The organism is Proteiniclasticum sp. C24MP (genome assembly GCF_043951855.1).
In the GTDB taxonomy this organism is placed as follows: Bacteria; Bacillota; Clostridia; order Clostridiales; family Clostridiaceae; genus Proteiniclasticum.
In genome coordinates, this window is record NZ_JBINJW010000005.1 from 12,502 (window position 1) to 38,638 (window position 26,137).

Consider the following 26,137-nt stretch of genomic DNA (forward strand, 5'->3'; position numbering starts at 1 on the left):
ATACTTTTTATTAATGCTGATGGCGTATAATACAGATAAGAACAAGAGTGATGCAATCTGTGTCATGCATCGTGAAAGGAGAGAGAAGTATGCTTCAACTGGAAGATATTCTGAAGGGGGATTACGAGCTGCGTTCTGTGAAGGACCGTGACGGAGATAAGGACTACTTCATCGATAACTACGGGAAGCCTTTGATTTTGAGGTATAAGGTGGAGATGGAGTTCTTTCAGGTTTCCACCATTCTGATCCGAATCGGTCAGGGAGATGTTTTCTCTGTCCATTTTCTCATGGACAGAGATCTTCTTTCAGCCATGGCCTTCCTTGAACTGGATGCGAGAGATCACTTCATTGACTACACCATAGATGAGGTCAACAGCAGGCTGCTCATCAGGCAGAAGGAGAATGCTTCCCGGAATATCTAGAAATCACATCGGTCTGTGAAACCGGCCGGAGGGACACCCAGAGCGCTGATCAGTCTGGCCCAGTAGTTCACCTGAGCGGCGGTGCTTGCCAGGATGACGATTTCGCGCTCTGTGAATTCCGCCTTGATCTCTTCCATGAAGGCATCTGTGATCATGACGGGCGTCTTTGAGATGAGCTGGGTGTAAGTAACAGCCAGACGCTCTTTCTTTGAGAACGTATGGACTTCATCCATGGAAGTCCTTCCCGTAAGGGCATTGATTTCCTCTTCGGAGATGGCGCTTTTCTCATATTCGAAGGAATTCATGTCGATGCAGAAGGGACAGGAGGGGAGAATGGATGCCTGCATCCGCACGAGCTTTAGCATTCGTGGCGAGAGGTCTTTTTTTCCATGGGCGACCAGTGACTCCAGCACACCGGAACTGATGGCGACCTTCGGGTACCAGGCGAGAAGCTTTGGCACCAGAAGGTCTTTCTTTGTCACTTTTTTCGAGATCATGAGACCAAGCTTTATGTAGAATGGAATCTTTTCCGGTGGTCTGATATAGGCCTTCTCTTTCATATGGAATCCCTCCTATGGATCGTGTTCTATAAAGTTCTTCTACACTCATCTTACCATCAGTGAAGTCAGATGCATATGGCTGAGAGAATCACCTCGAATGAAAAAGCCACAGTGAAAAGCACGCAGATTTCCGAGTGCATTCACTGTGGCTCTGATCATCTGAGAAACGTCATAGTTCCTCTGACTGGACGGGTTCCTTAACGGTGCTGGCTTTGATGGCAAGCAAGGCCAGACCGAAGAGCAGTGCGAAAATCATTTTTTTCTTATTCAGCTTCATGATAGACCCTCCCGGTTATTATTTCTGTTCCTGTATTTCGATGGTGATCATGTACTCCATGTTCTCATGGGGTACGGACTGCTTCACCAGCTTGAATTTCATGCCCTTGGACTTCATGGCGATGATCATGTAGGCAAGAGCGATACCCATATCGATCTTGTTGAGCGAGGTGAAGAACTTGCTCTTGATGAATCCGAGCTTCACTCTCATGAGATGGATCCTGTTTCCGTCCACGCTGAAGCGCCAGGGCTGTGTGTTGAAAGAGGAAGGGGCAAGTCTTACCGCTTCCAGGATGAACTTGTATTTTCTCTTTACAGGTCCCTGTATGATGATGTCTTTCAGCGGACGCCTTTTATAATAGTCCGCCTTCGGATACAGTTCCAGAGGATTCTCCGGATTTCCGAAAGCGATGAAGAGAACGGGTTCATGCTCCTCTTCCAGCTGTGTGTATTTTTCAATGACGGTTTTATCCACACCCGGATACGTGATGCAGGTGGCAATGCCCAGGTCATTCATGGATAAGATCACATGCGCCATGGAGTAGCCTACTGCCTGACGGAAGCCGGACTGGGTTTTTGAAGTGACCACGATGAAGTGCGGAGCCTTCACCTTGGTGTATGCACCGATGATGCCGGTGGCTTTCTCAGAAAATCCGCTGCCGTCCTTGATGATATGATAATGCACCTTGAGTCCTTCAAAGAGATTCGGCGCGCGATCAAGAATATCTGAAACCCTAAGAAGAGAAGCTTCATCTAATATGTCCATATTGAAGTTTCTGGTGGATTTCCTTCTGGAGATGTTGTCATATAATGCTTCCATGTGCCTCTCCTCCTAAGTGATATCTGCTAATAACGTCTGTCTATGAGTACAACCACCTGAGAGGAAATGCCTTCCTTTGTTCCAGTGAAACCAAGGCCCTCTTCGGTAGTTGCTTTGATGTTCAGGTGATCCATATCCATGCCCAGTATTTCGCAGAGAATCTTCTTCATCTCCGGTATATGGGGCTTCATTTTGGGCTCCTGTGCAATGATGACACCGTCAATGTTGATGATTTTGAAGTTTCTTTCCTTCAGCATGGCCTTGACGCGTCTCAAAAGATCCAGACTGTCGGATCCTTTGTATGCATCATCCGTATCGGGAAAGTGTGTGCCGATGTCACCAAGGGCTGCTGCTCCAAGGAGCGCATCCATGATGGCATGGGTCAGGACATCCGCATCGGAATGACCGAGCAGTCCTTTCTCATGGGGAATTCTGACACCTCCTATGATGAGGTCCCTTCCTTCCACTAATCTATGTACATCATAACCGATTCCAACTCTCATATATTCCTCCTAAATCAAGAAGTTTTGCTTTTTCTTTCTTCTATTATAGCATGCAGTGGTAAAAACGAAATCAATAATCTGATTCGTTATATTTTAATTCGATTTATGAAAATCTCAATGAGAAAATCAGGCAAGGAACCCTGTAGGATTATCTTTTTGTTATAGACATCTGTATTTCACAATTAGATTGTTAGTAAATTCAGGAAAAGTTAACAAATTAACAGCTGAAATATGGGTTGTTAAAATATAACAGCATCTTTGATAATATAATAATAAACAGCTGAAAAGGATTAAATTGTCAGGTTGATAATAAATGGAACGTTTATCGTGCAAAATTCGTTAAAATGGTGCCAATCCAAAAGCATATTCTGTTTAAATATTTTTGTTTTATGTTATAATTATTCAGGAACTTAATAAGAATGACATAAATTATCGGGAGTTAAAACATTCTTAGTTTAAATCTTAACGAAAATCAGAAAGGTCGGGTGAACAGTATGTCAATATTAATTGGCCCTATGAAGCTTCATTTAAATGGGCACAAAGAATTGACGAGCTACGGGGAAGTAAAGAATATCGTCGCGGGGAAGAAGGTCTACATACCACTTCAGGCGTGCACGGATATTCTGGTCAATGCTGGAGATTATGTGAAAAAGGGAACCATAATCGCCAAAAGGAATGATCATTTTGTCGTACCAATTTTCTCTTCTGTGTGTGGAAAGGTTCTGGGTATAGAAGAAGTGGAACTGAAACACAATGTAGGGATGAAAATCGATCATCTTGTGGTGGAAAACGACGGATGTGAAGAATTTGAAAGACCATTTGAACCACTGGATGCGGAAAAAGCATCTGTGGAGGAACTGGTGACTTTCATGATGAATGCCGGAATCGTAGGTTGCGGCGGAGCCGGATTCCCATCCTATGTGAAATACAGAGGAGCAAAGGGAATTCATACATTAGTGATCAATGCGGTGGAATGTGAACCGTTCATTACTGCAGACTATAGAATCATGAACAATCAGGTGGAGGATCTTCTTTACGGTACAAAAGCCATGCTGAAAATGTCTGGCGGAAAAGAAGCGCTCATTGCCATCAAGACTACAAAGAAGGACCTGATTGCCAAGGTGAACGAGGCATTGCAGGGTCAGAGTGCCATGAAAGTGGTGGAAGTGCCAGACATGTATCCCATGGGCTGGGAAAGAACACTTATATATGAAATCTTCAAGAAAAGATATGACAGGCTTCCTGGAGAAATCGGGGTCATCGTCAATAACGCGACCACTGCAATTTCCTTTGCAGAAGCGCTGAAACAGGGAAAGCCGATTATAGAGAAGCTCATCACAGTCAGTGGTGACGGGGTGAAGAATCCAAGCAACGTCCGTGTTCCGGTAGGCGTCTCCGTGGGAGAAATCGTGAAGCAGATCGGCGGATATGCGCAGGATGAAGTGAGAGTCATTGCAGGTGGACCTATGATGGGTAAAACCGCAACGTCCGATGAAATGGTCATCACTACAGCATCCAATGCCATCACGATACTGAAGCCGGATCCTGTGGACACCATCGCGTGCCTGAGATGCGGAAGATGCAATGACCACTGTCCTGCAGGAATTCTTCCTGTAAGAATCAATAATGCCGAAGAAGCTGGCGATGTGAAGCTCCTGGCGAAGCTGAGAGCGGACCAGTGTATCGAGTGCGGAATGTGCACGTACGTGTGCCCTTCCAAGATTGAAGTTACTGAAGGCGTTAGACGCGGTAAAGCTCTTCTCAGAGCTGCAACGCAGAAGTAGGGGGGACAGATAGAATGAAATTTATTACAAAAGTGTCTCCGAACAATCGAGACAAGGACCACAGCACCCATGGCATCATGGCGGAGCTTGCAGTTGGCCTTATGGTCGTATTCGTGTTCTCCATGGTCTTCTATTTCCAGGAATATGGAATGGACTACGTCATTCATGGCGTCGGCCTCATGGCGGTATCCATCATCACGGCACTGGTGACAGAAGCGGGTTTCGCTCTAGCCACCAGGAAGAAAGTGGGATATCATATCAAGAACTCCTTCCCGCTTGTGACGGCAATCATACTTACGTTAACAGTTCCAATGTCTACAAGCTTCTTTGCCATCGGAGTTGCATCTTTCTTTGCAATCTTCTTCGGTAAGCTTGTATTCGGCGGATTCGGACATAACATCTTCAATCCTGCAGGGGTGGGTAGAATGGTCATATTCTCCTCTCTGGTAGGATCTACTGTGGCAGATGTCACAACCAGCGCAACGCCAGTCTCCTCCATGGCAAATGCAGGATGGCTGATCAAGGATGCCGCTGTAACAGAGCAGTTCCTGGAGCAGTTCGGCGGACTGACGAATCTTCTTCTGGGATGGTATCCAGGCGCACTTGGTGAAACCAGTGCACTGCTCATCATCCTTGTGGGCATCTATCTTGCCTACAGAAAAGTGCTGGACTGGAAAGTGCCAGTGGTCTATGTGGGAGCCGTATTCATCTTCACTGCCGTCATAGCGCTGGCTAACGGTGTGGGCATGTGGTATCCTTCCTTCCATGTTCTTTCCGGAGGGCTTATGTTCGGTGCCGTATTCATGGCAACGGACCCGGTTACAAATCCGACGACCATCACTGGAAGAATCATCTATGCCATCGGACTTGCAGTACTTACCGTAGTCATCAGACTACAGTCCAGTCTGCCTGGTGGTGTGGTATACGCAATCCTCATCATGAATATGGTATCTCCTCTGCTTGATAAACTTACAGACGGATGGTCCATTTATGCACTGAAGAAATACAACATATCCATTGCTGCAGCCTTTGTCCTTGGACTTGTGCTTACATTCTTTGCTGGAAACGGTCTGGAACCCAAAGCCATTGAATTCCCTGGAGAGGATGGAGGTCTGAAGATATTCTCTGATTCCACCACAGATCTTCCTGAAGTGCTGGAAGAGACGGAAGACGGCTCCATCGTGACATTCGTTCTGTCTGCACCAGGCTACTATGCACAGGAAGGCGGAGACAACAATAAGATTGAAGTGAAGATCAATAAAGACACCAATGCAGTGGAAAGTGTGGCGATTCTTGAAGTGAATGACACTCCGGGTCTTGGAGACAGGATTGATGATCCATCCTTCCTGGACCAGTTCAAAGGCATCACCTCTGAAGATGAGAATGCCTCAGTGGATGCAGTCAGCGGAGCAACAATTTCTTCAACTTCTGTAACCAAAGCGGTCAGAATCGCATTTGAAGAACTGAATAAGTAAGGAGGAAGAGAGTATGAAAAGTACAAAGAGTTTACTCGTTCTATTGGTTGCTGTTCTCCTTACAGGGGGAATCCTCATTTTTGCCGACAGCCAGCTCAGACCCATCATAGATGCGGCTGGTGGTTCAGAAGACAAAGCGGTACTGGAAAGCCTGTTCGAAGGTCAGACGGAATTCACAGCTGTGGAATTCACAGATGAGACAGGGCTTGTGAAGAAAGCCTATGAAGCCGGAGATGCAGGATATGCATATATCATCGAAAATCAGGGATACGCGGATGTGATCACATTTGCCCTGGCTTTCGACAAGGACGGAAACATCACAGGATATGAAGTGATCAGTCTCAACGATACCGACGGAATCGGCACACAGGTAAGAGATGAATCATTCGTAAGCTCCGTGGTGGGCAAGACCTCCACAGATGCCTTTGCCACTATTTCAGGAGCCACAGTCAGCTCAAAGGCTGTTGTGGACGGAATCGATGCGGCCAAAGCCATCTATAATGAATCCATGGGTATCGTGGATGACGGAACAGCAGAGCCTGCAGAACCAGAGGAACCTGCAGTGCAGCCCATCGAGTTCGGTGCGAAGATTTCTCTTTTCAGAGAAGTGGCGGAAAGCAAGGCCGGAATCATCACCGATACAGTAGAAGAAGGCGATCTTGTGACCTACACCGTTGAAGTGGCAGGATACGCCAAGCAGGAAGGTTATGGTGATACACCAAACGTCCTGAAGATCGTCATAAACAAAGCGGAACAGACCATAGAGAGTGTGGAAGTGCTGGAAGCAAGTGATACACCAAACCTGGGTACAAAGATCGAGCATCCGGATTTCCTGGCTCAGTTTGAAGGCCTGTCCTATGCGGATGAAAGTGCGGAAGTGGATGCCATCTCTGCAGCGACAGTCTCATCCACATCTGTAGTCAATGCGATACTCGCTGCCATAGAAGAAAGCAAGTAGGAGGGGAAGAGAATGAATAGATTGGAAAACACAAAAATCGGATTCCTCGGCAATAATCCAGTGCTTGGATTAGCCCTTGGTCTTACCACCGCTCTTGCAGTAACCACAAGTATGACCAGTGCAGTGGGGATCGGGATCCTCACATTCGTACTCGTACTTCTGGCTGCAGTTCTAGGCGGCATCGTCAAGATGGTTGCACCGAAGGAAGCGCTGCTTCCCGTGAACATTGTGCTGGTGGCGTTCCTTGCGAAAATGGGAGAGCTTCTCGTTCTCGCCTATGCACCATCCCTTGCATCCAGTGTGGGAATTTTCCTTCCGCTGCTTGCAGTGAATTCACTGATTCTGTTTGCCACAGGGGCATTCCTGCCGGAAGCTTCCTTCGGGAAGGGACTGGGCGATGCGGTCAAGGCTGGCGCAGCCTATACAGTAGCCCTTCTGGTAGTGTCCTTTGTGCGTGAAGTGCTTGGAACAGGCGGCATAGCCCTTTCGAATCCATTAAGTGGAGCGGAAATCGCAAGTTTCAGCCTGCTTCCGTCTGAATATACACTGAGTCTTTTCACTCAGCCTGCAGGAGCCCTTTTGGTTCTTGCCATGGTGGCGGCGCTCTTTGCCGCACTGGGTAAAAAAGATGTAGATATGGGAGGTAAATAGCATGGAAAATTTATTTCCGATTCTTTTAGGCACCATACTGATCAACAACCTGGCACTGACGAAGCTTGTGTCTATCGGACAGCTGGCAAACTTCGGTGACAATGAAGATCAGACTTTAACGCTTGGATTATCTGCAGCGGTCATCATGGCTGTTTCAAGTATCCTGTCCTATGTGGCCTTCACCTTCATCCTGGATCCTTTAGGGGTTACGGTATTGAACCTTCTGGTTTATGTACTCATAGTCCTTTTGGTCACCATGGCGGTGACGGGATTTGTAAAATCCAGAAAGCCTGAAATGTATGAGGCGGTAGGCAAGGTCCTTCCACTGATTGCTGTGAACTCATCAATCCTTTATCTCATTCTGGATATGATGAATCAGGGTATGGAATTCCTGCCGATGCTTTTCACATCCATTGGAGCACCCATCGGTCTTCTCTTTGCGTTTGTCCTGTACGGGGCAGTAAGAGAAAGACTTGCGGTATCAGATACGCCTAAAGCGTTCAGAGGACTGCCTATTCTACTGATCTACGCGGCTCTGGCTTTAATGGCACTGAGCGGTCTCAATGGGATCATATAGACACTGCCTGTAATTTCAGAACATCAAGGAACCTCCTAACCGATTTTTCCGGTGAGGAGGTTTCTTTTATTATGCTTCTGCGGTTCGGTTCATTCAGAATGGTGCAGGATGTTGAGTGAGATTAAAAAAGAACAGGATTCAATGCGCGTCCACAGAAAAGAAGAGGTTTCTTCCTGTTTTGAACAGACTACTCACAAGAAGAGAACGGAAATGTGGATAAGTCTGTGGATAACTAAGGCGTTTTGTGGAGAGATTCCTGTTATTATTTAACACATCAAGTTATACAGAAGTAAATAACAGGAATTCCACAAGTTATCCACAGGTTTTTGTTAACAATGTGCATAAATGAACAGTTGTGCGGATAATATTCATGGAATATGAATTCGAAGTTAAATTTGAGTAAAGAAAAAACCATTGACGGTTAATCAATGGTTTTACTGGAATCATCCACCAGTTCATTCAGAGTTTTAAGCTCCAATGGCGACAGGTCTCTGTATGTGCCAAGTTTGAGATTTCCTAATCTGATGTTCATGATTCGAATTCTTTTCAGTGTGACAACCCGATAGCCGAGATATTCAGTCATACGACGGATCTGTCTGTTCAGACCCTGAGTCAGAATGATTCTGAAGGTGCGATCGTCTATTTTCTCCACTTTGGATTCACGGGTCATGGTGCCGAGGATGGGAATCCTGCCAGACATTCTTCGGATGAACTCATCCGTGATGGGCTTATTCACCGTGACGATGTATTCCTTCTCATGATTGTTTCTGGCGCGCAGAATCTTGTTTACGATATCCCCGTCGTTGGTCAGGAGGATAAGGCCTTCTGAATCCTTATCCAGCCTGCCCACAGGAAAGATTCTTTCCTTGTGCTTCACAAAATCTATGATGTTTCCTCTGGTCTTGCGATTGGTGGTACATTCGATGCCACGGGGCTTATTGAGGGCTATGTAGACCATAGGCGGCTTATTGCTGATGATTTTTCCATCGATGCGTATTTCATCTTCTTCAGTGACCTTCAGTCCCATGACTGCTTTCTCGCCATTCACTGTGACGCGCCCCTCATCGATGAGACTGTCTGCCGTACGTCTTGAACAGTATCCTGTATCGGATATGGCTTTATTGATTCTCTTTTCTTCCATAAAGCACCTCCTAAGACCCTATTATACATGATAGAGAACCTTTTTGAACAGTATTATTGTGATGGAGACGAAAAGGGATTATGATGGATATAATGATAAATTGAGAGGAGTTTTTAATGGATAGATCGATCTGCCCCTTGTGTGGGGAACCCAATGACTGCTACATGGAAAATGGAAAGGATCCGAATAACTGCTGGTGCAAGGATGTGACTTTTCCTGAGGGACTGCTTCTCCTTGTTCCGGAAGAAGCCAGAAGACAGGCATGCATCTGCAGGTCCTGCGCTCTGAAATACGGCGAAAAAGGTGAGGCGTTTCTTGCTGAATTGTCCAGATAGAATTGGACAAAATGCATTGAATAGGATACAATTGATTTACTGGCATATAGATGCCTGTTATGGAAGCTTTACAATAATGGAGGGATAAGAATGGATAAAAAAGTAGTAATATACACATCCAACACATGTACATACTGTGATCTTGCAAAGGAATATTTCAAGGAGAACAACATTCCTTATGAAGAGAAGAACACATCAGATCCGGTTTTCAGAAAAGAACTTCTGAGCATCGGTGTAAGAAGTGTTCCTACCATCTTTGTGGATGATCAGTATGTGGTGGGATTCGACGAAGGTGCCTTCGAAGAACTCTACAACGCGTAAAACAGAGAAGAATAGCGGAAATGAAGGCAGCCTGACGGTTTCAAGTCAGGCTGCCTATTTCAGTTTACAGGATATATTCCAGCTGACAGTCGAAGGGTTCTTCTGCTGTCAGTTTTTCATTGTATTCCTCCGCTTCCACGCATCCCAGAGTGCGGTAGAAGTTCTGGGTTTCTTCGGAAGAGTGTGCGGAGATGTAGAGCTTTTCTGCGCCTTTTCTGCGTGCATCGAGAATCATCTCCTGAAAGAGTCGTCTTCCGATGCCCATGCTGCGATGCTCATGGGAAACATGAAGGCTGGAGAGCTGAAGATAGGGCAAGCCTTTACCAAAGCGTTCACTTTCCAGGGAAGCGAATCCTACAAGGGTATCCTCTTCAAATGCGCCCAGGACAATGCCGCCGGTGGCAACAGTGTTTTTCAGACACTGTACAAGATAGGCATATTCTTCCGGACCCCAGTCTTCCGTGAAGGGGATGTCCTTCAGTACCCAGCTTCCTTCGTGTTTTCTGTAGCACCGGGTCACTTTCTGGTAGCGGTTGAAGGAGCGGAACAGTCCGGGCTCAAGCTCTGCTTCTGATAAGGGTCTGATTTCCATGGTTGTCATGATACCTCCAGGGTTTTCCTTCCTGCTATTCCACATAGAGGAAGGAACCGTTGTTGTTTATTTTGGCGTTGAGCTGGTAAGAAAGAATCCGGTCGTGGGTTTTTCCGGATTTGAAGAAATCCTCCGGCAGAAATTCTCCGGAAACAAGAATCGTGATTTCCGCTCTTTCCTTTATGGTTTCACTGATGTAAGCCTGTTCGATGATTTCAGCAAGGACCGTATCGATATCCTTCTCCTCGAAGGTCGCTTTCGCAACGTAACTCCGTCCGGCGCCATCGATGCCGATGACATGGATCACATCTCCAAAGGAGTTGAAGTCCATCTTCACCTCTCCTGCAGCTTTCACGATGATGGTCTGAGTGATTCTCCTGGACATGGTGATGTAGACACTGCCAAGTAGCAGCGCAGCCAGTAGAAGCACCAGCAGTGGTTTGAACAGATTCAGCTTCTTTCTTACTTTTCTGCCGGCTGCCACATGACCGGAAGGGGTTTCCTCCACCCGGATTTTCATGAACTGTCCCTGGCTTGTGAGGATGAAAGAGAATCTGCCTTTCCTAAGCAGAGAAAGACCCCGGCTCTTATCCTCTCCGTTTTCATAGGTGTCCTCTCCTGCGCCTTCCTTGTAATGAAGGTATCTTCGGATGAGAGGATACTTATCCTCCTCCAGAAGAAGCGCGTAGGCCAGGATGTGGCTTTCCATCTCCTTCAGTTCAAAGACGGGTTCCTCCACCATTCTTGAGAAGACCTTCAGGGGAATGCGCTTTTCGGATCTCGTCTTCTCCCAGAGCTTCTCTTCCGACAGAAGGATCATGGCCAGGTTCAGCATGAGACTCCGCGTTTTCTTGTCATATCGGGTTTCTGAAAGTTTCATGACAGAGAGATGGAATTCTTTCAGTTCACTTAAATAGGATTCAATCTGGGCTGCTCTGATTTCATTTTCTTCTCTTTGCAGCACTTCCATGGCCGGCTTTTCTAAAAAGACATAACGCTGCTTATCTAAAACTCTTTTCACCATTTCTTCTTACACTCCTGTGTTTTCACTATCTCTATTCTATCATAGGTCTCGTTATGAAGAGGAGAGAAAGGGGAAACTTCTGCAGGTTTCACTTCTAAATCTTTTAAAATTCACGAAAAGAGCTTAAAGGAAGGGCTGGAATCAAGTATACTTAGTACAGAGACAATTACATGGAGTATTAAGCGAAAGGCAGAGGGCGTGGGGACTTGAAAACAAAGGAATCAGGAAAATCGAAATGGATCTATGGAATAGGGAGGATTCTCTTTATTCTTCTTATATTTGCATCGGTAGGAATCTATATCTATGCGGATGATTATTACAGACCCTCCGTGACGGCGCAGAGTGCGCTGCAGTCGGTTCAGGGAATTGAGTTTACGGTTGAGGACGGAGATCTGGTGTTTACACCAGAGAATCCTGTGGGAGGCGTCGTCATTTACCCTGGAGGAAGAGTCTCTGAAAGAGCGTATGGCCTCTTGGGCAGTAAGATCGCCGGAATGGGGTATAAGACAGTCATCATAAAAGCGCCGCTCAAGCTGTCCATTCTATCCAACCAGGCAGCGAAGAAATATGTGGAAGAGGAAGGTCTGTCGGACTGGGTCATCATAGGACATTCCCTGGGTGGCGTTTCAGCAGCAAGGTTTACGGAGAAGAATCCCGATAAGATCAGGGCACTGGTGTTTCTGGCGGCCTATCCTGATGGTGGTACAGACCTAAGGGATGCTCCGTTCAAAGTCTACTCACTTGTGGGCACAAAAGACTCCGTCATCGACATGGAGAATCTGGAGGAAGCAAAGGTCAGGCTGCCTGTCTCCATGATCGAGGTGGATATTCGCGGCGGAAATCATTCCAGCTTCGCAAACTACGGTGTTCAGGATGGAGATACCCTCCCGGATATCGGATACAATGCTCAGCAGAATTTTGTGCTGGATGTTCTGAGAGATGCCTTCAGGTAGGGCTCCCTGCTGAAGTGGACGTGAATGGCAGAAGCGGCATTGTGAGGAACCCTTTTTTCCTTGAATTCTGGGAGGGAGAGAACAGTGAAGAATTTCAGAAGACCCGACCCGCTTTTTTCACTTTGCGGACTGAACTGCGGACTCTGCACCATGTATATCGGAGGATACTGTCCTGGATGTGGTGGTGGAGAAGGGAACCAGGCCTGTGCCATCGCCCGGTGCAGCTTGAACCATGGGGGTGTGGCGTACTGCATCGACTGTGAAGCGTATCCTTGCGAGAAGTATCAGGGCATTGAGCTTGTGGATTCCTTCATTCTGCATCGGAATCAGAGGAAGGACCTTGAGAAGATGAAGACCATTGGGCTGGATGCTTATCAGAAGGAGCTTCATGAAAAGATGGAGCTGCTTTCCCGTCTTCTTTCCGACTACAATGACGGCAGGCGCAAGAGCTTCTACTGTCTTTCTGTGAATCTTCTGGAGATGAACGACCTTGAAGACGTTATGAAGCAGATCGAAGAGAAGACAGGAGAAATGGAGCTGTCAGGCAAGGAAAAGGCGAAGACTGCAGTGGAAGCCTTTGAAAGAAAAGCCCGCAGCAGAGGTATTCTGCTGCGGCTCAACCGGAAAAAGCAGACGCAGGCGGAGATCTGAAAACTGAAAAACAGAAAGGATGCCTTGAAAGCAGAGAAACCATCTGAAGAGATGGTTTCTTCTGCTTTGGGAAATTATTACCACTATGTATCAGTAAAGGGATGTGCAAGGTGAAATATTAACAATAAGAGAAAACATTGACTTCAGTATTTCTTATTATTGATTGTGTCATAGGTATTTTACTGTAATTATGGAAAAATCAGTGGGTAAATTGTTCAGGTTTCTAACAATCTCATAATTTTTTCTGAAAAATGGAATTTCCTTGATAAAAACCTACACAAGTTATTCTTTTTTATGGTATTATATTGTTAGAAATTTAATTAACGATGAGGTGCAATGATGGATAAGAAAAAAGACATTTCCATGGCTGTCATCAAAAGACTGCCAAAATATTACAGACATCTTGCTGAGCTTCTGAGAAATGATGTGGATCGTGTTTCTTCCAAGGAACTAAGTGAAAAGATCGGCTTCACGGCTTCTCAGATCAGACAGGATTTCAACTGCTTTGGTGGCTTCGGTCAGCAGGGTTATGGATACAACGTAAAGGAACTATATAATGAGATCTCTCACATTCTAGGACTGGACAAAAAGTACACCACCGTGATCATCGGTGCCGGTAACATCGGACAGGCCATTGCCAATTATTCAAGATTCGACAAGTTCGGATTTGACCTGAAGGCGATCTTTGATGTGAACCCTAAGCTCATCGGCATGAGAATCAAGGATGTGGAGATATCTGATCTGGATCAGATGGAATCTTTCCTAGGAGAGAACAAGGTGGATATCGGAATCATCTGCGTTCCACAGGCACAGGCGCAGAAAGTGGCGGATCTTCTGGTTGAAAATGGTGTAAAGGGAATATGGAACTTTGCTCCCCTGGATATCCAGGTGCCGGAAAATGTATCCATTGAGAATGTGCATTTGAGTGAAAGTCTGCTGACACTTGTCTATCTCATGAATGACCTGGATAAATAGAGTAATTCACGCAAGGAGACCTGAATAAGGTCTCCTTTCCATTACCTTAAATTCCAGTGGTATCGGTTGAAATAATCCATGAGAATCCGTATACTTATATGGTGATTGAAATAAGTCTTTGAGGCTTAAAGTATTGGGGGAAACAGATGTATAAAATAACGCGTAAAAGGGAACTGGTTGAAAACATATTCCTGATGGATATTGAAGCAAGGCGTGTGGCGAAGTCTGCACTGCCTGGACAGTTTGTCATCATCAAGGTGGATGAGTGGGGAGAAAGAGTCCCACTGACCATCTGCGATTACAGCAGAGAAGAGGGAACTGTGACCATCGTCTTCCAGACGCTGGGCGCTTCCACGAAGAAGCTGGCAGCCCTTTCGGAGGGAGATGAAATCAGAGATTTCGTCGGACCCTTGGGCAATCCTTCCGAGGTGGTCACCGATGAGAAAGAGCATCTTCTGAAGAGGAAGATTGTCTTTGTGGCCGGTGGTGTAGGTACAGCACCGGTCTATCCGCAGGTGAAGATGCTGAAGGAGAAAGGCATCGATGTGGATGTGATCATCGGTACGCGATCAGAAAAGACACTGATCATGGAAGAAGAATTTAAAGAAGTGGCAAAGAACCTGTATGTATGTACGGATGATGGAAGCTACGGATTTCATGGTCTTGTGACAGACAAGCTGAAAGAGCTCATGGAGGTGGAAAAGAAGGAATACGATCTTTGCATCGCCATCGGTCCTATGATCATGATGAAGTTTGTATCACAGCTCACGAAAAACTACGACCTGGAAACCATTGTATCGCTGAATCCCATCATGGTGGATGGAACAGGCATGTGCGGAGCCTGCAGAGTCACAGTGGGAGATGAGGTGAAATTCGCCTGTGTGGACGGACCGGAATTCAATGCGCATCTCATAAACTTCGATGAGGCCATGAGGCGCCAGAGCATGTACAAGACGGTGGAAGGAAAGAAGAACATCATCATGGAGCAGAAGGCGGTTCATGAGCATTCACAGCTGTGCGATTTGGGGGAAATACTGCATGAAGAAAAATAGAGTGCCGGTGAGAGAACAGAAACCGGAAGAGAGAATAAGAAATTTCAAGGAAGTTAGCTATGGGTATGATCTGGAGGAAGCTGTTCTTGAGGCGGAAAGATGCATCCAGTGCAGAAATCCCAGATGTGTGGGCGCCTGCCCGGTGGCCATCGACATTCCGAAATTCATACTGGAGCTGAGAAGCGGCGACATCAGGAGTGCCAGAGACACCATCGGGGAGGCAAGCAATCTGCCTGCGGTCTGCGGAAGAGTCTGCCCTCAGGAAGAACAGTGCGAGGGAAGCTGCATTGTGGGGATCAAGGGAGAACCGGTGAACATCGGTAAGCTGGAGCGCTTCGTGGCAGACTGGGCCATGGAAAACAACTACAGGAACACGGACAGACTGCCTGGAAACGGCAGAAAAGTGGCTGTGGTTGGCAGCGGTCCTGCAGGGCTTACCTGTGCAGGAGACCTGGCGAAACTTGGTTATGAAGTGACGATTTTTGAAGCGCTTCACGAGCCTGGCGGCGTTCTTGTCTACGGCATTCCTGAGTTTCGACTGCCGAAGGAAGGCGTTGTAAGAGAAGAGATCAGTCTGCTGAAGGATCTGGGCGTGAAGATCGAGACCAATGTCATCGTCGGACGAACAGTGACCATTGACAGTCTCATCGAGGATGAGAATTTCGAAGGAATCTTCATCGGTTCCGGAGCAGGTCTGCCCATGTTCATGGGCATCAAGGGAGAAAACGCCAATGGCGTCATGTCTGCCAATGAGTATCTGACCCGTGCCAATCTCATGAAGGCATTCAGAAGTGATTACGATACCCCCATCAGTCATGGAAAGAAAGTTGCTGTGGTGGGTGCGGGCAATGTAGCCATGGATGCGGCAAGAACTGCCGTAAGACTGGGTGCGGAGTCTCGAATCGTCTATAGAAGATCGGAGAAGGAAATCCCGGCAAGGGCGGAAGAGGTGCATCATGCCATCGAAGAGGGGGTCATCATGAACCTTCTGACCAATCCCAAGGAGATTCTTGTGGATGAGAAGGGCTTTGTGAAGGGCATGATCTGTGTGAAGATGCAGCTGGGTGAACCGGATGATTCCGGAAGAAGAAGACCTGTGGAGATTACAGGAAGTGAGTTTGTCATTGACTGCGACAGTGTCATCATGAGCCTAGGAACATCACCGAATCCGCTCATCGCATCCACCACAAAGGGAATCGACACCAACAGAAGAGGATGCATCATCATCAATGAGGAAAGCGGTGAGACCACTCTTAGAGGAATCTTTGCCGGTGGAGATGCTGTAACAGGTTCCGCTACAGTGATTCTTGCCATGAGTGCAGGAAAGAAAGCGGCGAAGGGCATTCATGCCTATCTGGAGAACAAGGGGAAGGCAGACTAAGGAAAGAGGAAGAGATGGACTATAAAGCAGTGGAAATACTGGAGAATGAAATCAGACTGAGGAATGTGAAGAATTTTCATCCGAAGCACATCTTCGAATGCGGACAGTGCTTCCGGTGGAACAGAATAGATGCGGATGATGAGACCAGATTTCAGGGGATAGTCCATGGTAAAGTCATAAGCGTATCTCTGAGAGATACGGATGTGCATCTGGAGAATGTGAACATCGATGAGTTCAATGGTTTCTTCAGAGAGTACTTTGATCTGGGAAGAGAGTATGAAGAGGTGAAGAAGGAGCTTCGCAAGGATCCGCTTCTGAAAGAAGCGGTGAAATTCGGATATGGAATCAGAGTGCTCAATCAGGAACCCTTTGAGACGCTGATCTCCTTTATTCTTTCTTCCAACAATCTGATTCCGAAGATCAAGGAAGGCATCAGAAAAATCAGTGAGAAGTACGGAAAAGAAATAGCATCTGCTGGAGAGAAGCACTACGCCTTTCCTACGCCAGAGGAGCTTTCTCAGGCAACGGAAAAGGAGCTGAGAGACCTTGGAGTAGGCTATCGCGCTAAATACATCTACGAGACGGTGCAGGCCATAAGAAGGGCGGAGATTCTGAGAGAGCAAGAGAAGGCAAGCGTGCTGACAGAGGAAGAGAAGGAAGATCTTCTTTTTGATCTGAAGAGCATATCGATTCTTCCACAGGACCTCTGTCACAAAGCGCTCCAGAGGTATAGCGGTGTGGGTGCCAAGGTGGCGGACTGCGTGATGCTCTTCTCCATGAAGAAAGAGGAAGCTTTTCCTGTGGATGTATGGGTGAAGAAAGCCATGATGCATTTCTACGGTGCAGAAGGGACGAATCTTCCTAAGATCAGAGCATTCGGGCAGAATCAGTTCGGAAAACTGGCCGGCATAGCCCAGCAGTATCTTTTCTACTACGCCAGAGAGAACAAGATCCGGATTGAGTAGGGAAGCGGCGGTTTTTTCGCAGATCAAATACAGAAAAGCAGAGTCTCCTGAAGTTGGTTTCTTCAGGAGACTCTGCTTTTCGAAGTTTTTCTACTCCATTAGGATAAAGTTCTTTCCGGCAAGAATATTCTCGATGGAAGAGACAAAGCTCTCTTCGGCACCCCAGGACCACTTGAAGACAACGCCCTGACCACCACCTGCTCCGATGGCATCCACGATGATGGCGTCATTTTCTGCTGTCACAACCACTGTAAGGCTTGCACGGTTTGAGGAACGCATGTAATACTTTTCGAAAACCATGATATAGACCATGGCGTTTCCGATCTGACGAGTCACGGAATCAATGAGTTCTACGGTCATGCCGCTTCTGCCCATTTCTTCGATGATGAAGTTTACAATCTCTTCTCCATTTCCTTTTCCCTGCATGGATAATTTTGCCATAAATCCTTCTCCTCTCCATATCAATCAGTATTATATATAGATGGTACCATATTGAAAGTTCAGAGGGTAGGGCTGCTAGAGATCTTTCACCGGGAAACTCGGAGTAGTGAGCATGATTCTGGAACAAAGAAAAGGTCCTTCTGAAGTTGTCTTCAGGAGGACCTTCCCATCGGGAGGAGTATGTCAATGAAAATATACTGTTTATAAACCAAGAACCATTCGGTCTTCTATGACCTCAGCATTCTTCTTGAACATGGTGATGACATCCTGCGCTTTGAGATCCGCTTTGTCTTTTCCGCGAAGATCTTCCACGATTCTGCCCTCATGCATCATGAGAAGGCGATTACCATAAGATAGTGCATGGTTCATGTTATGGGTGACCATAAGGGTTGTGATCTCTTCCTGGCTGATGAGCTTCTCCGTGACGCCCATGATGATTTCTGAGGTTCTGGGATCAAGAGCTGCTGTATGCTCATCCAGAAGGAGGAGCTTCGGTTTCTTCATCACAGCCATGAAGAGGGCAACTGCCTGTCTCTGTCCTCCTGAGAGGAGGCCGATCTTTGTATGAAGCTTTGTCTCAAGGCCTAGGCCAAGGGTACCCAGCTGCTCTTTGTAGTAGCTTGTCCTGGAGAGGTCAATGGCCTTCTTCAGGCTGAAACTGTGTCCTTTGGCATCCGCCAGGGACAGGTTTTCAAGAAGCGTCATGTTGGGAGATACGCTGAGCCTCGGGTCCTGATGGACGCGTCCGATGAGGTTCGCTCTCTTATATGCTTTCATAGGGGTAAGGTCCTGTCCGTCCAGAATAATCTGTCCTTCCTCTTCTTCCAGGGTTCCTGCAATGAGGTTCAGAAGGGTGGATTTTCCTGCTCCGTTGGAACCAAGGAGCGTTATGAAGTCCTTTCGATCCACTTTCAGGGAAAGGGCATCGATGACCCTGTTCTCCAGGGGTGTGTCTTTGTTAAAGGTTTTTGACAAGCCTTCGATCTTCAGCATAGGACTCACCTCCTTCAGATGAATTCGCTTTTTTTACGGCTTTCTTCTTGTGCTTGAAAGCGCCTGATGTGAATCCCATGGCTACAATCACCGCTACTGCCGTAGCCAGTTTGAAGTCATTGGGGTCCAGACCGAAGCGAAGTACAAAGACCAGAATGCCCTTATATAGAATCGCGCCTGAAATGGCGATACCGCTCATGGATACATTTAGTTTCTTCAGAAGGGAGAATCCGATGATGACCGCTGCAAGAGCCGTAACGGCGCTTCCTGTACCCATGCCGATATCAGAGAATCCCTGATACTGCGCTGTAAGGGCGCCGGAAAGACCCGCAAGAAAGTTTGCCACCATGAGACCAAGAATCTTGATCTTATGACTGTCCGCACCAAGAGAGGTGAGGATTTCCTCATTGTCTCCCACAGCTCTTAGGAAGAAGCCTGTTTTCGTCTTGAAGAAAAGTTCAAAGAGCACCTTGATCAGCACCACGAAAGCAGTGAGAAGAAGCAGCGTGCTGATGTCTTCTCCAAAGACAGTGACAGCTTTCAGTTCAAATACATTACGTTCGTTGAAGAGGGGAATGTTTGATTTTCCCATGACTCTCAGATTCACAGAGTAGAGACCGAACATCACAAGGATACCAGCCATGAGCCCGTTTATGGACAGTTTCGTATGAATGACTCCTGTGATGAGTCCACCCAGGGAAGCGACCAGTGCGGAGAGCAGTGTGGCTGCCCATGGATTCATTCCACTCAGCAGAAGCACTGCGCAGACAGCTGCGCCCAGAGGATAGGTGCCATCAACAGAAAGATCCGGAAAGTCCATGATCTTATAAGTGATGTAGATCCCCATGACAAGAACTGCAAAAAGCATTCCCTGTTCCAGAATATTGATCAGGATATTCATCAGTTACCTCCTACCAGTTTCGCATCAGCTAAAATCTCCTCCGGAATGGTGATCCCGAGTTTTGAAGCTGTGTCTTCGTTGACCACGATCACTGGATTTTTCATCGTTGAAATAGGGAGGTCCTTGGGGTTTTTGCCTTCGATGATTTCGATGGCGATGAGTCCTGTCTCTCTTCCGAGTTCATAGTAGTCCAGTCCTGCTGAGATGAGTCCGCCTACGTTGACGCCTGCATCTTCTGCGCAGAACACTGGAACGTTCTTTTCTGTGGCCAGTTTTATGATGATGGCATAGGCTGATGCCACGGTATTGTCTGTTGGTGTATAGAGTACATCGATGCCTTCCAGTGCCGTTGGCAGCACGGAGTTCACATCATTGAGGTTTGTGATGCCCACTTCCTTCAGTGTAAATCCCTGCTTTTCGGCTTCTGCCTTCAGCTGATTCACCTGATAGATGGAATTGGCTTCTGAGGTGTTATAGATCACGCCGATGGTCTTTGCCTCGGGCAGCACTTTTTTCAGGATCTCGAGCTGCGGTCCGATGGGGACACCGTCTGATGTGCCTGTGACATTGGTTCCTGATGCTTCAAAAGATTCAGCGATTCCTGCATCCACAGGGTCTGTCACCGCAGTGATGACGATGGGAATCTCTTTTGTGGCATTATAGGATGCCTGAGCACTTGGCGTTGCGATTGCGAAAATCAGATCTTTCTTGCTGTTTGTAAAGTCCTGTGCGATGGTCAGTGCTGTGGGCTGTTCGCCCTGTGCATTCTTATAGTCGATTTCGATGTTCTCGCCTTCAATATAACCGTTCTCCTTGAGTACATCCAGAAATCCCTGTCTTGAAGCATCCAGTGCCTCATGCACGACAAACTGATTGATTCCGATCGTTACGACATCTTCTTTGCTTTCGCAGCCTGCTGCCCCCAGGGCAATAAGCACTGCTGCTGCAGCCATTAGTTTTTTTCCTACCATTCTTCCGTCCTCCTAATACTACAATAATTCATGAATATTTCATGAATTACCTAATTATAAAGAGGAGGAAGTCCCTTTGCAAGGGTTGTTTTTATGAAAATTAGAGAATAGTGTTAAATTTAGAAGAGTTTTCTTGATACTTTGGAAATGAAAATGCTGGTAAATTGTCTGATTGGCACAGAGGGGGAGAATGTAAACAACTACATCTCAATATTCTGAAATTTGGTTAAAAAAGAAACAGGTACCGGAAAACCGATACCTGGTGATGGAACTGTATTCTCTTATCTTGGGGAGAGGGTACGATGTCCGATGCCGATGGCGAATTCATTCAGGTGAAGAAGACCGATGCTCACATAGATGCATACGGCGATATCATCACCCATACGCACAAGACCGATCTTGCCGCCTACATTGAGATTGTTGGATCTTTCCAGAATCTGCATGAGGGCATCTCTTGCTGCGCCCATGACGGCGCCTTCGGCTGCGTATTCCTCAGGGATGAGACCTGCTCTTTTGGACGCCACCAGGGCGCGTTCCAGAATCTTGGCGATGCTTGTGGAGACATTGCCTCCTATATCAACAGCGGCTGCCTGGCCGCCCATGGACTGTATTTTCACGATGAGTTCCTTTTCTTCTTCTCTTGTCGTCAAAGCAAGCCTGACCGCTTCCTTTGGTATATCCAGACTCAAAATCATATCTGCACCTCTTTAAACCGTTTCTTTCATTATATCAGAGATTTTCCTCTACTTTGCACGATTCTCTCTTATGGTTATGCTTTTGCATCATTTTCAGGTTTTCCTGTTCCATATTTCCCAGCCAGGAAGAACAGGAAGGCCGTGATCGCCATGAGGATGAGGATGAGAAACGCCGCATACATAAAGAACCATTCTGGGAGAATCCTGATGACCGGATCGATCCGTGGGTCGAAGATCCAGTAATCATTGCTGAAGGCGATCTCGTGGAAGACCACAAAGGACTTCGAAAAGTCCAGGACAAAAGGAATGCCTAAAATGACCGGAATGAGGAATGTAAGCAGTGCGGTGTATTTCATGTACCGGTAGTCACGTTTCTTTCTTTTCTGGATGAAGATCAGGAGAGAAAGAAGAAGAGTGACCGCAAAAAGGATGAAGATAAGATCGAAGATGACCTTCACCTCATAGAAATGAAATTCACCCTGACTGGACATGGTAAGTCCATCCAGGGAAAGATCTCCTCTGTAGAAGGGATTGAGATAATCGATGAGGATATCATAATTATTCTTGATGAGCCTTCCGGAGTACTCCGGGTTCATGGCCTGAATCCTTGGAATGTTATAATAGTAGAGAAATCGAAGGTTCAGTCCCAGAAGAACAGAACCGGAAATGATCATAAGTGCATTGATTATGGCATATAGGATTTCTTTCGCTTTGTGCATGATCGTTCTACAGAAGAATGATGCTTGTCTACTCTTCCGTATGATTCACCTCTTTCATACTATAGAATATGGGCTAAACTGGTCTAAGCCTCTGAATAATGATATCATGATTTCAGGGGATTTATAAGACGGTAAAAGAGAAAGAGAACGGGCGATTTTTTCAGAGAATCACAGCTAAATGCCTGAAATAAAAGATTTTATGGCATATTTAAGAGATTGGCCGTAAAATAATATTTGAAATAAGAATCAAATAAATTATAATAGGAAATAGGTGTTAGCACTCGACAGTTGAGAGTGCTAATAAAACGAACTTTTAGGAGGAATGTCAAATGATCAGACCTTTAGGGGACAGAGTCGTGCTGAAGAGACTTGAAGCAGAAGAAACAACAAAATCAGGAATCGTTTTAACAGGATCCAGCAAAGAAAAGCCACAGGAAGCGGAAGTCATTGCCGTAGGTCCGGGAGGATTTGTGGAAGGCAATAAAGTGGAGATGGAAGTCAAAGTGGGAGACAAGGTGCTCTTTTCCAAGTATGCGGGTACAGAAGTGAAGCATGAAGGTGAAGAGGTCATCGTCGTCAGACAGAGTGACATCCTTGCAATTGTAGAGTAGGAGGAGTAGAGAGATTATGGCTAAGACAATCATATATGGTGAAGAAGCAAGAAGAGCGATGCAGAAGGGTGTGGACATCCTGGCGGATACCGTCAAGGTGACCTTAGGACCCAAAGGAAGAAATGTGGTTCTGGAGAAGAAATTCGGCGCACCACTGATCACTAATGATGGTGTGACCATCGCAAGAGAAATCGAACTGGAAGATGCCTACGAGAACATGGGCGCCCAGCTGGTCAAAGAAGTTGCCACAAGAACCAATGATGTGGCTGGTGACGGAACAACCACAGCTACCGTACTTGCGCAGGCAATGATCAAGGAAGGGCTTAAGAATGTCACAGCGGGAGCCAATCCCATGTTCATCAGACAGGGAATCAAGATGGCTGTAGACAAGGCTGTGGAAGCGATCAAGGAACAGAGCATCTCCATCAGAGGAAAAGATGACATCGCCAAGGTTGCTGCGGTTTCAGCAGGAGACGAGGAAGTAGGACAGCTGATTTCCGATGCCATGGAGAAAGTGGGCACAGAAGGCGTCATCACTGTAGAGGAATCCAAGAGCTTCGGTACAGAGCTTGAAGTCGTGGAAGGGATGCAGTTTGACAGAGGATATGTTTCCGCCTATATGGCAACCAATACAGAGAAGATGGAAGCGGTTCTTGATGACCCATACATCCTTATTACAGACAAGAAGATTTCAACCATACAGGAAATCCTTCCGATTCTGGAACAGATCGTACAGACCGGCAAAAAGCTTCTTCTGATTGCGGACGACATCGAAAGTGAAGCTGTGGCTACACTGGTGGTCAACAAACTGAGAGGTACCTTCACCTGCGTGGCGGTAAAGGCACCAGGTTTCGGAGACAGAAGAAAGGAAATGCTTCAGGACATCGCCATCCTAACCGGTGGACAGGTGATTTCAGAAGAACTGGGCAGAGAACTGAAGGATGCTACCCTTGATATGCTTGGAAGCGCAGACACAGTCAGAGTCAATAAGGACGAAACGGTTGTGATCAGCGGAAGAGGACATAAGGAAGACATTGAAAACAGAGTCAATGTGCTGAAGAGTCAGATTGAAGAAACCACATCTGAGTTCGACAAGGAAAAGCTCATGGAAAGACTGGCGAAACTGGCCGGTGGCGTTGCAGTCATCAAGGTTGGTGCAGCTTCAGAAACAGAACTGAAGGAAAAGAAACTGAGAATGGAAGATGCACTGGCAGCAACCAAGGCTGCAGTGGAGGAAGGTATCGTTCCTGGTGGTGGAACAGCCTACATCAATGTCATGAACGGCTTAGCTGACCTTACCAGTGAAGATTCAGATATACAGGTCGGAATCAACATCGTGAAGCGTGCGCTGGAAGAGCCTCTTAGACAGATTGCCAAGAACGGTGGTGTAGAAGGATCCGTTGTCATTGAAAAGGTCAAAAGCAGTGAAAAGGGAATCGGATTCAATATCATTTCCCAGGAACTGGTGGATATGGTCAAAGCCGGAATCGTAGATCCTACCAAGGTGACAAGGTCCGCACTTCAGAATGCGGCATCTGTTGCAGCGACCTTCCTAACCACGGAAGCGGCTGTAGTGGACATCAAGGAAGATACACCTGCAATGCCCGCTCCTGATATGGGTGGAATGTACTAGCAGGAATTCAGGAAACAATAGTCAAAAATAGACCGTAGATACTGTTGATTCAGTGTCTACGGTCTTTCTGATTATAGCTATCCGCAGTGTGTTTTAATTTTCGTATGAAACCTATGCTGAAATAATGATACGGTGGTATTCACTAAAAGCGTCATCTCTGAGTGAATTCTATAGTTCTTTATAATTCATCTTTCTTGTACTGAATTATTCGGAATAGGAGTGATAAGATTATAATCACTGTAAACATCAAAGACAAATAGAAGTGGAAAAATCTATCCGCTGATGAGAAAAGAGATGTAGTCATCAACCAAGATGCAGGTATCGCTGGTAGCATGGCGATGCTATTAATCAGCATATAAGTTTTTCTGGGTACCTTGCTTTGCAGAATAGAATTGATTGTGATACTGGATAGTATGACAAATGCCAATATGGTAAAAGGTGAAAGTAAAATGCTGATGTTAGATCACTCCTTATAAGATTGATTTGTGCGTCGCCTGACTCATTTTCTGTATGACAGCTACATCCTATTGTCGTCTTTTGTTCATACTACCTGATTCTATACATCCATCATAAATTCTATCAGTACTGAATGATCATCTGATATATCTGTTAAATACTTAAGTTTAGTATATATCAATAATTATTTATCTACAAGAATGAAAGCGATAATCATAAAATAGTATCATCATTGGATTATATAATATGAAATCATCGTTAGAATTTGAAGTGTTCCTATATGATCATCGTAAGCGTGAATGTCTGGACCGGTCAGTGGGTAAGCATCGGGCTTTTCTGATGTGCATGTTTTGTATATGCACATCATCATGAAGCCAGTTAAAAAAACTGGTAAGAAGTGCTGTTTTGGTGGTAAAATAAAAGAAATCGTAAATAAATGAAAATTAAGGAAAGGTGCATCTTATGCTTCAGACAAGAAGAAAGAAAATACTCGAGATTCTAGAACAGAAGGAATTTGTGAAGGTCACGGAGTTGAGCGAACTTCTGAGCTGCTCAGAAGTCACCATACGCAACGACATCAAGGTTCTTGATGAGCAGGGGCTTCTGCTGAAGACCCACGGAGGAGCCATTCGGGCAGAACAGAATCCGGTTCTATTCAATTCGGAGAAAGTCCACCGGAATGAATCGGAAAAGATTGCCATCTGCAGGGAAGCCTATAAGCTGATCCAGGATGGAGATACCATCATCATAGATGATTCCACCACAAGTTTTTATCTGACGAAGCCAATAAGGGAGAATCGACTGAAGCAGATCACGGTGGTGACAAACTCCATCCTCGTGGCTACTGAGCTTCTCAATGAAAAGCACGTGAATCTTTTCCTCATCGGTGGTCAGGTTTCTTCTGAGATGGCTGCAACCATGGGAGAAACAGCCATGAGCAACATAGAGGGATATCATGTGGATAAGGCGTTCATAGGTGCTCATGGAATCAGCTTCAAAGTGGGCATCACCTCCATAGGAACCATACAGATGCAGGTGAAGAAAGCCATTGTGGAAGCCGCCAAGGAGGTCATTGTACTGGCTGACAGCAGTAAATTCGGAGGAGCGTATCTTTCCATAGTATGCCCCATAGAAAAAGTCAGTCGCGTCATCACAGATAAGCGTATTTCTGAAGAATACAGAAAAGAAGCTAAAAGTCGAAAGATCGTACTTACGATTTCTAGTTACTGATATTATTGCAAAACGATATATAACAAAAAATAACAACATAAAAAGTAATAATATTTTACGAAAACGAAAAT

Annotated in this window: 29 protein-coding genes; 17 read left to right on the top strand and 12 right to left on the bottom strand. The window is 46.1% G+C overall.

The window, feature by feature from the left end:
• Nucleotides 1-89 precede the first annotated feature (89 nt).
• Nucleotides 90-422: a hypothetical protein gene (locus ACHAL6_RS05660; RefSeq protein ID WP_395269276.1), complete on the top strand. Its 333-nt coding sequence runs from the start codon at nt 90-92 to the stop codon at nt 420-422.
• Here the strand turns inward: ACHAL6_RS05660 and ACHAL6_RS05665 are convergent.
• From ACHAL6_RS05665 to ispF, 3 genes are all read right to left on the bottom strand, one after another.
• Nucleotides 419-982, bottom strand: a complete 564-nt coding sequence (locus ACHAL6_RS05665) for a carboxymuconolactone decarboxylase family protein (RefSeq protein WP_395269277.1) — start codon at nt 980-982, stop codon at nt 419-421. The two genes, ACHAL6_RS05660 and ACHAL6_RS05665, sit on opposite strands and share 4 nt — an antisense overlap.
• A 295-nt stretch (nt 983-1,277) precedes the next feature.
• Nucleotides 1,278-2,078, bottom strand: a complete 801-nt coding sequence (locus tag ACHAL6_RS05670) for a nitroreductase family protein (RefSeq protein ID WP_395269278.1) — start codon at nt 2,076-2,078, stop codon at nt 1,278-1,280.
• A 26-nt stretch (nt 2,079-2,104) separates the two neighbouring features.
• Nucleotides 2,105-2,581: a 2-C-methyl-D-erythritol 2,4-cyclodiphosphate synthase gene (gene ispF, locus ACHAL6_RS05675; RefSeq protein ID WP_395269279.1), complete on the bottom strand. Its 477-nt coding sequence runs from the start codon at nt 2,579-2,581 to the stop codon at nt 2,105-2,107.
• Between the two features lie 494 nt (nt 2,582-3,075).
• Between ispF and ACHAL6_RS05680 the strand changes: the two genes are divergently transcribed.
• From ACHAL6_RS05680 to ACHAL6_RS05700, 5 genes are read left to right on the top strand one after another with little or no spacing between them, the layout of a single operon-like run.
• A complete protein-coding gene (locus ACHAL6_RS05680) occupies nt 3,076-4,365 on the top strand; it encodes an RnfABCDGE type electron transport complex subunit C (RefSeq protein ID WP_395269280.1) in 1,290 nt (429 codons plus the stop codon).
• A gap of 14 nt (nt 4,366-4,379) precedes the next feature.
• Nucleotides 4,380-5,840 carry an RnfABCDGE type electron transport complex subunit D gene (locus ACHAL6_RS05685; RefSeq protein WP_395269281.1) on the top strand — a complete coding sequence of 487 codons (1,461 nt, stop codon included), beginning with the start codon at nt 4,380-4,382 and terminating at the stop codon, nt 5,838-5,840.
• 13 nt (nt 5,841-5,853) lie between these two features.
• On the top strand, nt 5,854-6,798 hold the full coding sequence (locus ACHAL6_RS05690; RefSeq protein ID WP_395269282.1) for an FMN-binding protein: 945 nt from the start codon (nt 5,854-5,856) through the stop codon (nt 6,796-6,798).
• A gap of 12 nt (nt 6,799-6,810) precedes the next feature.
• The gene (locus tag ACHAL6_RS05695) at nt 6,811-7,449 is read left to right on the top strand and encodes an Rnf-Nqr domain containing protein (RefSeq protein ID WP_395269283.1); all 639 of its coding nucleotides are present in this window, start codon (nt 6,811-6,813) and stop codon (nt 7,447-7,449) included.
• A gap of 1 nt (nt 7,450) precedes the next feature.
• Entirely contained in the window at nt 7,451-8,026 is a 576-nt protein-coding gene (locus ACHAL6_RS05700) for an Rnf-Nqr domain containing protein (RefSeq protein WP_395269284.1), read from the top strand.
• Between the two features lie 421 nt (nt 8,027-8,447).
• On the opposite strand, the gene ACHAL6_RS05705 is transcribed toward ACHAL6_RS05700, so the two are convergent.
• On the bottom strand, nt 8,448-9,167 hold the full coding sequence (locus ACHAL6_RS05705) for a pseudouridine synthase (protein ID WP_395269285.1): 720 nt from the start codon (nt 9,165-9,167) through the stop codon (nt 8,448-8,450).
• Nucleotides 9,168-9,283: 116 nt separating this feature from the next.
• Here ACHAL6_RS05705 and ACHAL6_RS05710 point away from each other — a divergent pair, with 116 nt between their 5' ends.
• Nucleotides 9,284-9,502: a cysteine-rich CWC family protein gene (locus ACHAL6_RS05710; protein WP_395269286.1), complete on the top strand. Its 219-nt coding sequence runs from the start codon at nt 9,284-9,286 to the stop codon at nt 9,500-9,502.
• Between the two features lie 90 nt (nt 9,503-9,592).
• Nucleotides 9,593-9,823, top strand: coding sequence for a glutaredoxin family protein (locus ACHAL6_RS05715; RefSeq protein ID WP_207599182.1), 231 nt, complete (start codon nt 9,593-9,595; stop codon nt 9,821-9,823).
• 64 nt (nt 9,824-9,887) lie between these two features.
• On the opposite strand, the gene ACHAL6_RS05720 is transcribed toward ACHAL6_RS05715, so the two are convergent.
• Nucleotides 9,888-10,424, bottom strand: coding sequence for a GNAT family N-acetyltransferase (locus ACHAL6_RS05720; RefSeq protein ID WP_395269287.1), 537 nt, complete (start codon nt 10,422-10,424; stop codon nt 9,888-9,890).
• Between the two features lie 25 nt (nt 10,425-10,449).
• Nucleotides 10,450-11,439 carry a hypothetical protein gene (locus ACHAL6_RS05725; protein WP_395269288.1) on the bottom strand — a complete coding sequence of 330 codons (990 nt, stop codon included), beginning with the start codon at nt 11,437-11,439 and terminating at the stop codon, nt 10,450-10,452.
• A gap of 206 nt (nt 11,440-11,645) precedes the next feature.
• On the opposite strand from ACHAL6_RS05725, the gene ACHAL6_RS05730 reads away from it, so the two are divergent.
• The 6 genes from ACHAL6_RS05730 (at nt 11,646) to ACHAL6_RS05755 (ending at nt 17,416) form a co-directional block, all read left to right on the top strand.
• A complete protein-coding gene (locus ACHAL6_RS05730) occupies nt 11,646-12,392 on the top strand; it encodes an alpha/beta fold hydrolase (protein WP_395269289.1) in 747 nt (248 codons plus the stop codon).
• Between the two features lie 84 nt (nt 12,393-12,476).
• Complete coding sequence (locus ACHAL6_RS05735) at nt 12,477-13,043, top strand: DUF3795 domain-containing protein (RefSeq protein ID WP_395269290.1); 567 nt, start codon at nt 12,477-12,479, stop codon at nt 13,041-13,043.
• A 339-nt stretch (nt 13,044-13,382) separates the two neighbouring features.
• Nucleotides 13,383-14,018 (top strand): redox-sensing transcriptional repressor Rex, encoded by a 636-nt coding sequence (locus ACHAL6_RS05740; RefSeq protein ID WP_395269411.1) that lies wholly within the window; start codon nt 13,383-13,385, stop codon nt 14,016-14,018.
• 146 nt (nt 14,019-14,164) lie between these two features.
• The gene (locus tag ACHAL6_RS05745; RefSeq protein ID WP_395269291.1) at nt 14,165-15,070 is read left to right on the top strand and encodes a sulfide/dihydroorotate dehydrogenase-like FAD/NAD-binding protein; all 906 of its coding nucleotides are present in this window, start codon (nt 14,165-14,167) and stop codon (nt 15,068-15,070) included.
• Nucleotides 15,057-16,451 carry an NADPH-dependent glutamate synthase gene (gene gltA / locus ACHAL6_RS05750; protein WP_395269292.1) on the top strand — a complete coding sequence of 465 codons (1,395 nt, stop codon included), beginning with the start codon at nt 15,057-15,059 and terminating at the stop codon, nt 16,449-16,451. The genes ACHAL6_RS05745 and gltA overlap by 14 nt, the downstream gene beginning before the upstream one ends.
• Before the next feature lie 14 nt (nt 16,452-16,465).
• Complete coding sequence (locus tag ACHAL6_RS05755; protein ID WP_395269293.1) at nt 16,466-17,416, top strand: DNA-3-methyladenine glycosylase family protein; 951 nt, start codon at nt 16,466-16,468, stop codon at nt 17,414-17,416.
• A gap of 90 nt (nt 17,417-17,506) precedes the next feature.
• On the opposite strand, the gene ACHAL6_RS05760 is transcribed toward ACHAL6_RS05755, so the two are convergent.
• From ACHAL6_RS05760 to ACHAL6_RS05785, 6 genes are all read right to left on the bottom strand, one after another.
• Nucleotides 17,507-17,857: a DUF6054 family protein gene (locus ACHAL6_RS05760; RefSeq protein ID WP_395269294.1), complete on the bottom strand. Its 351-nt coding sequence runs from the start codon at nt 17,855-17,857 to the stop codon at nt 17,507-17,509.
• Nucleotides 17,858-18,058: 201 nt separating this feature from the next.
• Complete coding sequence (locus ACHAL6_RS05765) at nt 18,059-18,850, bottom strand: ABC transporter ATP-binding protein (RefSeq protein ID WP_395269295.1); 792 nt, start codon at nt 18,848-18,850, stop codon at nt 18,059-18,061.
• Nucleotides 18,816-19,751: an ABC transporter permease gene (locus tag ACHAL6_RS05770; protein ID WP_395269296.1), complete on the bottom strand. Its 936-nt coding sequence runs from the start codon at nt 19,749-19,751 to the stop codon at nt 18,816-18,818. Before ACHAL6_RS05770 ends, ACHAL6_RS05765 begins: the two co-directional genes overlap by 35 nt.
• Nucleotides 19,751-20,722, bottom strand: coding sequence for an ABC transporter substrate-binding protein (locus tag ACHAL6_RS05775; protein WP_395269297.1), 972 nt, complete (start codon nt 20,720-20,722; stop codon nt 19,751-19,753). The genes ACHAL6_RS05770 and ACHAL6_RS05775 overlap by 1 nt, the downstream gene beginning before the upstream one ends.
• A 281-nt stretch (nt 20,723-21,003) precedes the next feature.
• A complete protein-coding gene (locus ACHAL6_RS05780; RefSeq protein WP_395269298.1) occupies nt 21,004-21,417 on the bottom strand; it encodes a HutP family protein in 414 nt (137 codons plus the stop codon).
• A gap of 74 nt (nt 21,418-21,491) precedes the next feature.
• A complete protein-coding gene (locus ACHAL6_RS05785; protein WP_395269299.1) occupies nt 21,492-22,136 on the bottom strand; it encodes a TIGR01906 family membrane protein in 645 nt (214 codons plus the stop codon).
• A gap of 329 nt (nt 22,137-22,465) precedes the next feature.
• On the opposite strand from ACHAL6_RS05785, the gene groES reads away from it, so the two are divergent.
• The 3 genes from groES to ACHAL6_RS05800 all read left to right on the top strand — a co-directional run bounded on the left by groES (nt 22,466) and on the right by ACHAL6_RS05800 (nt 26,066).
• Nucleotides 22,466-22,747: a co-chaperone GroES gene (gene groES / locus ACHAL6_RS05790; protein WP_395269300.1), complete on the top strand. Its 282-nt coding sequence runs from the start codon at nt 22,466-22,468 to the stop codon at nt 22,745-22,747.
• Between the two features lie 16 nt (nt 22,748-22,763).
• Complete coding sequence (gene groL, locus ACHAL6_RS05795) at nt 22,764-24,380, top strand: chaperonin GroEL (protein WP_395269301.1); 1,617 nt, start codon at nt 22,764-22,766, stop codon at nt 24,378-24,380.
• A gap of 918 nt (nt 24,381-25,298) precedes the next feature.
• Nucleotides 25,299-26,066 (top strand): DeoR/GlpR family DNA-binding transcription regulator, encoded by a 768-nt coding sequence (locus ACHAL6_RS05800; RefSeq protein WP_395269302.1) that lies wholly within the window; start codon nt 25,299-25,301, stop codon nt 26,064-26,066.
• Nucleotides 26,067-26,137 lie beyond the last annotated feature (71 nt).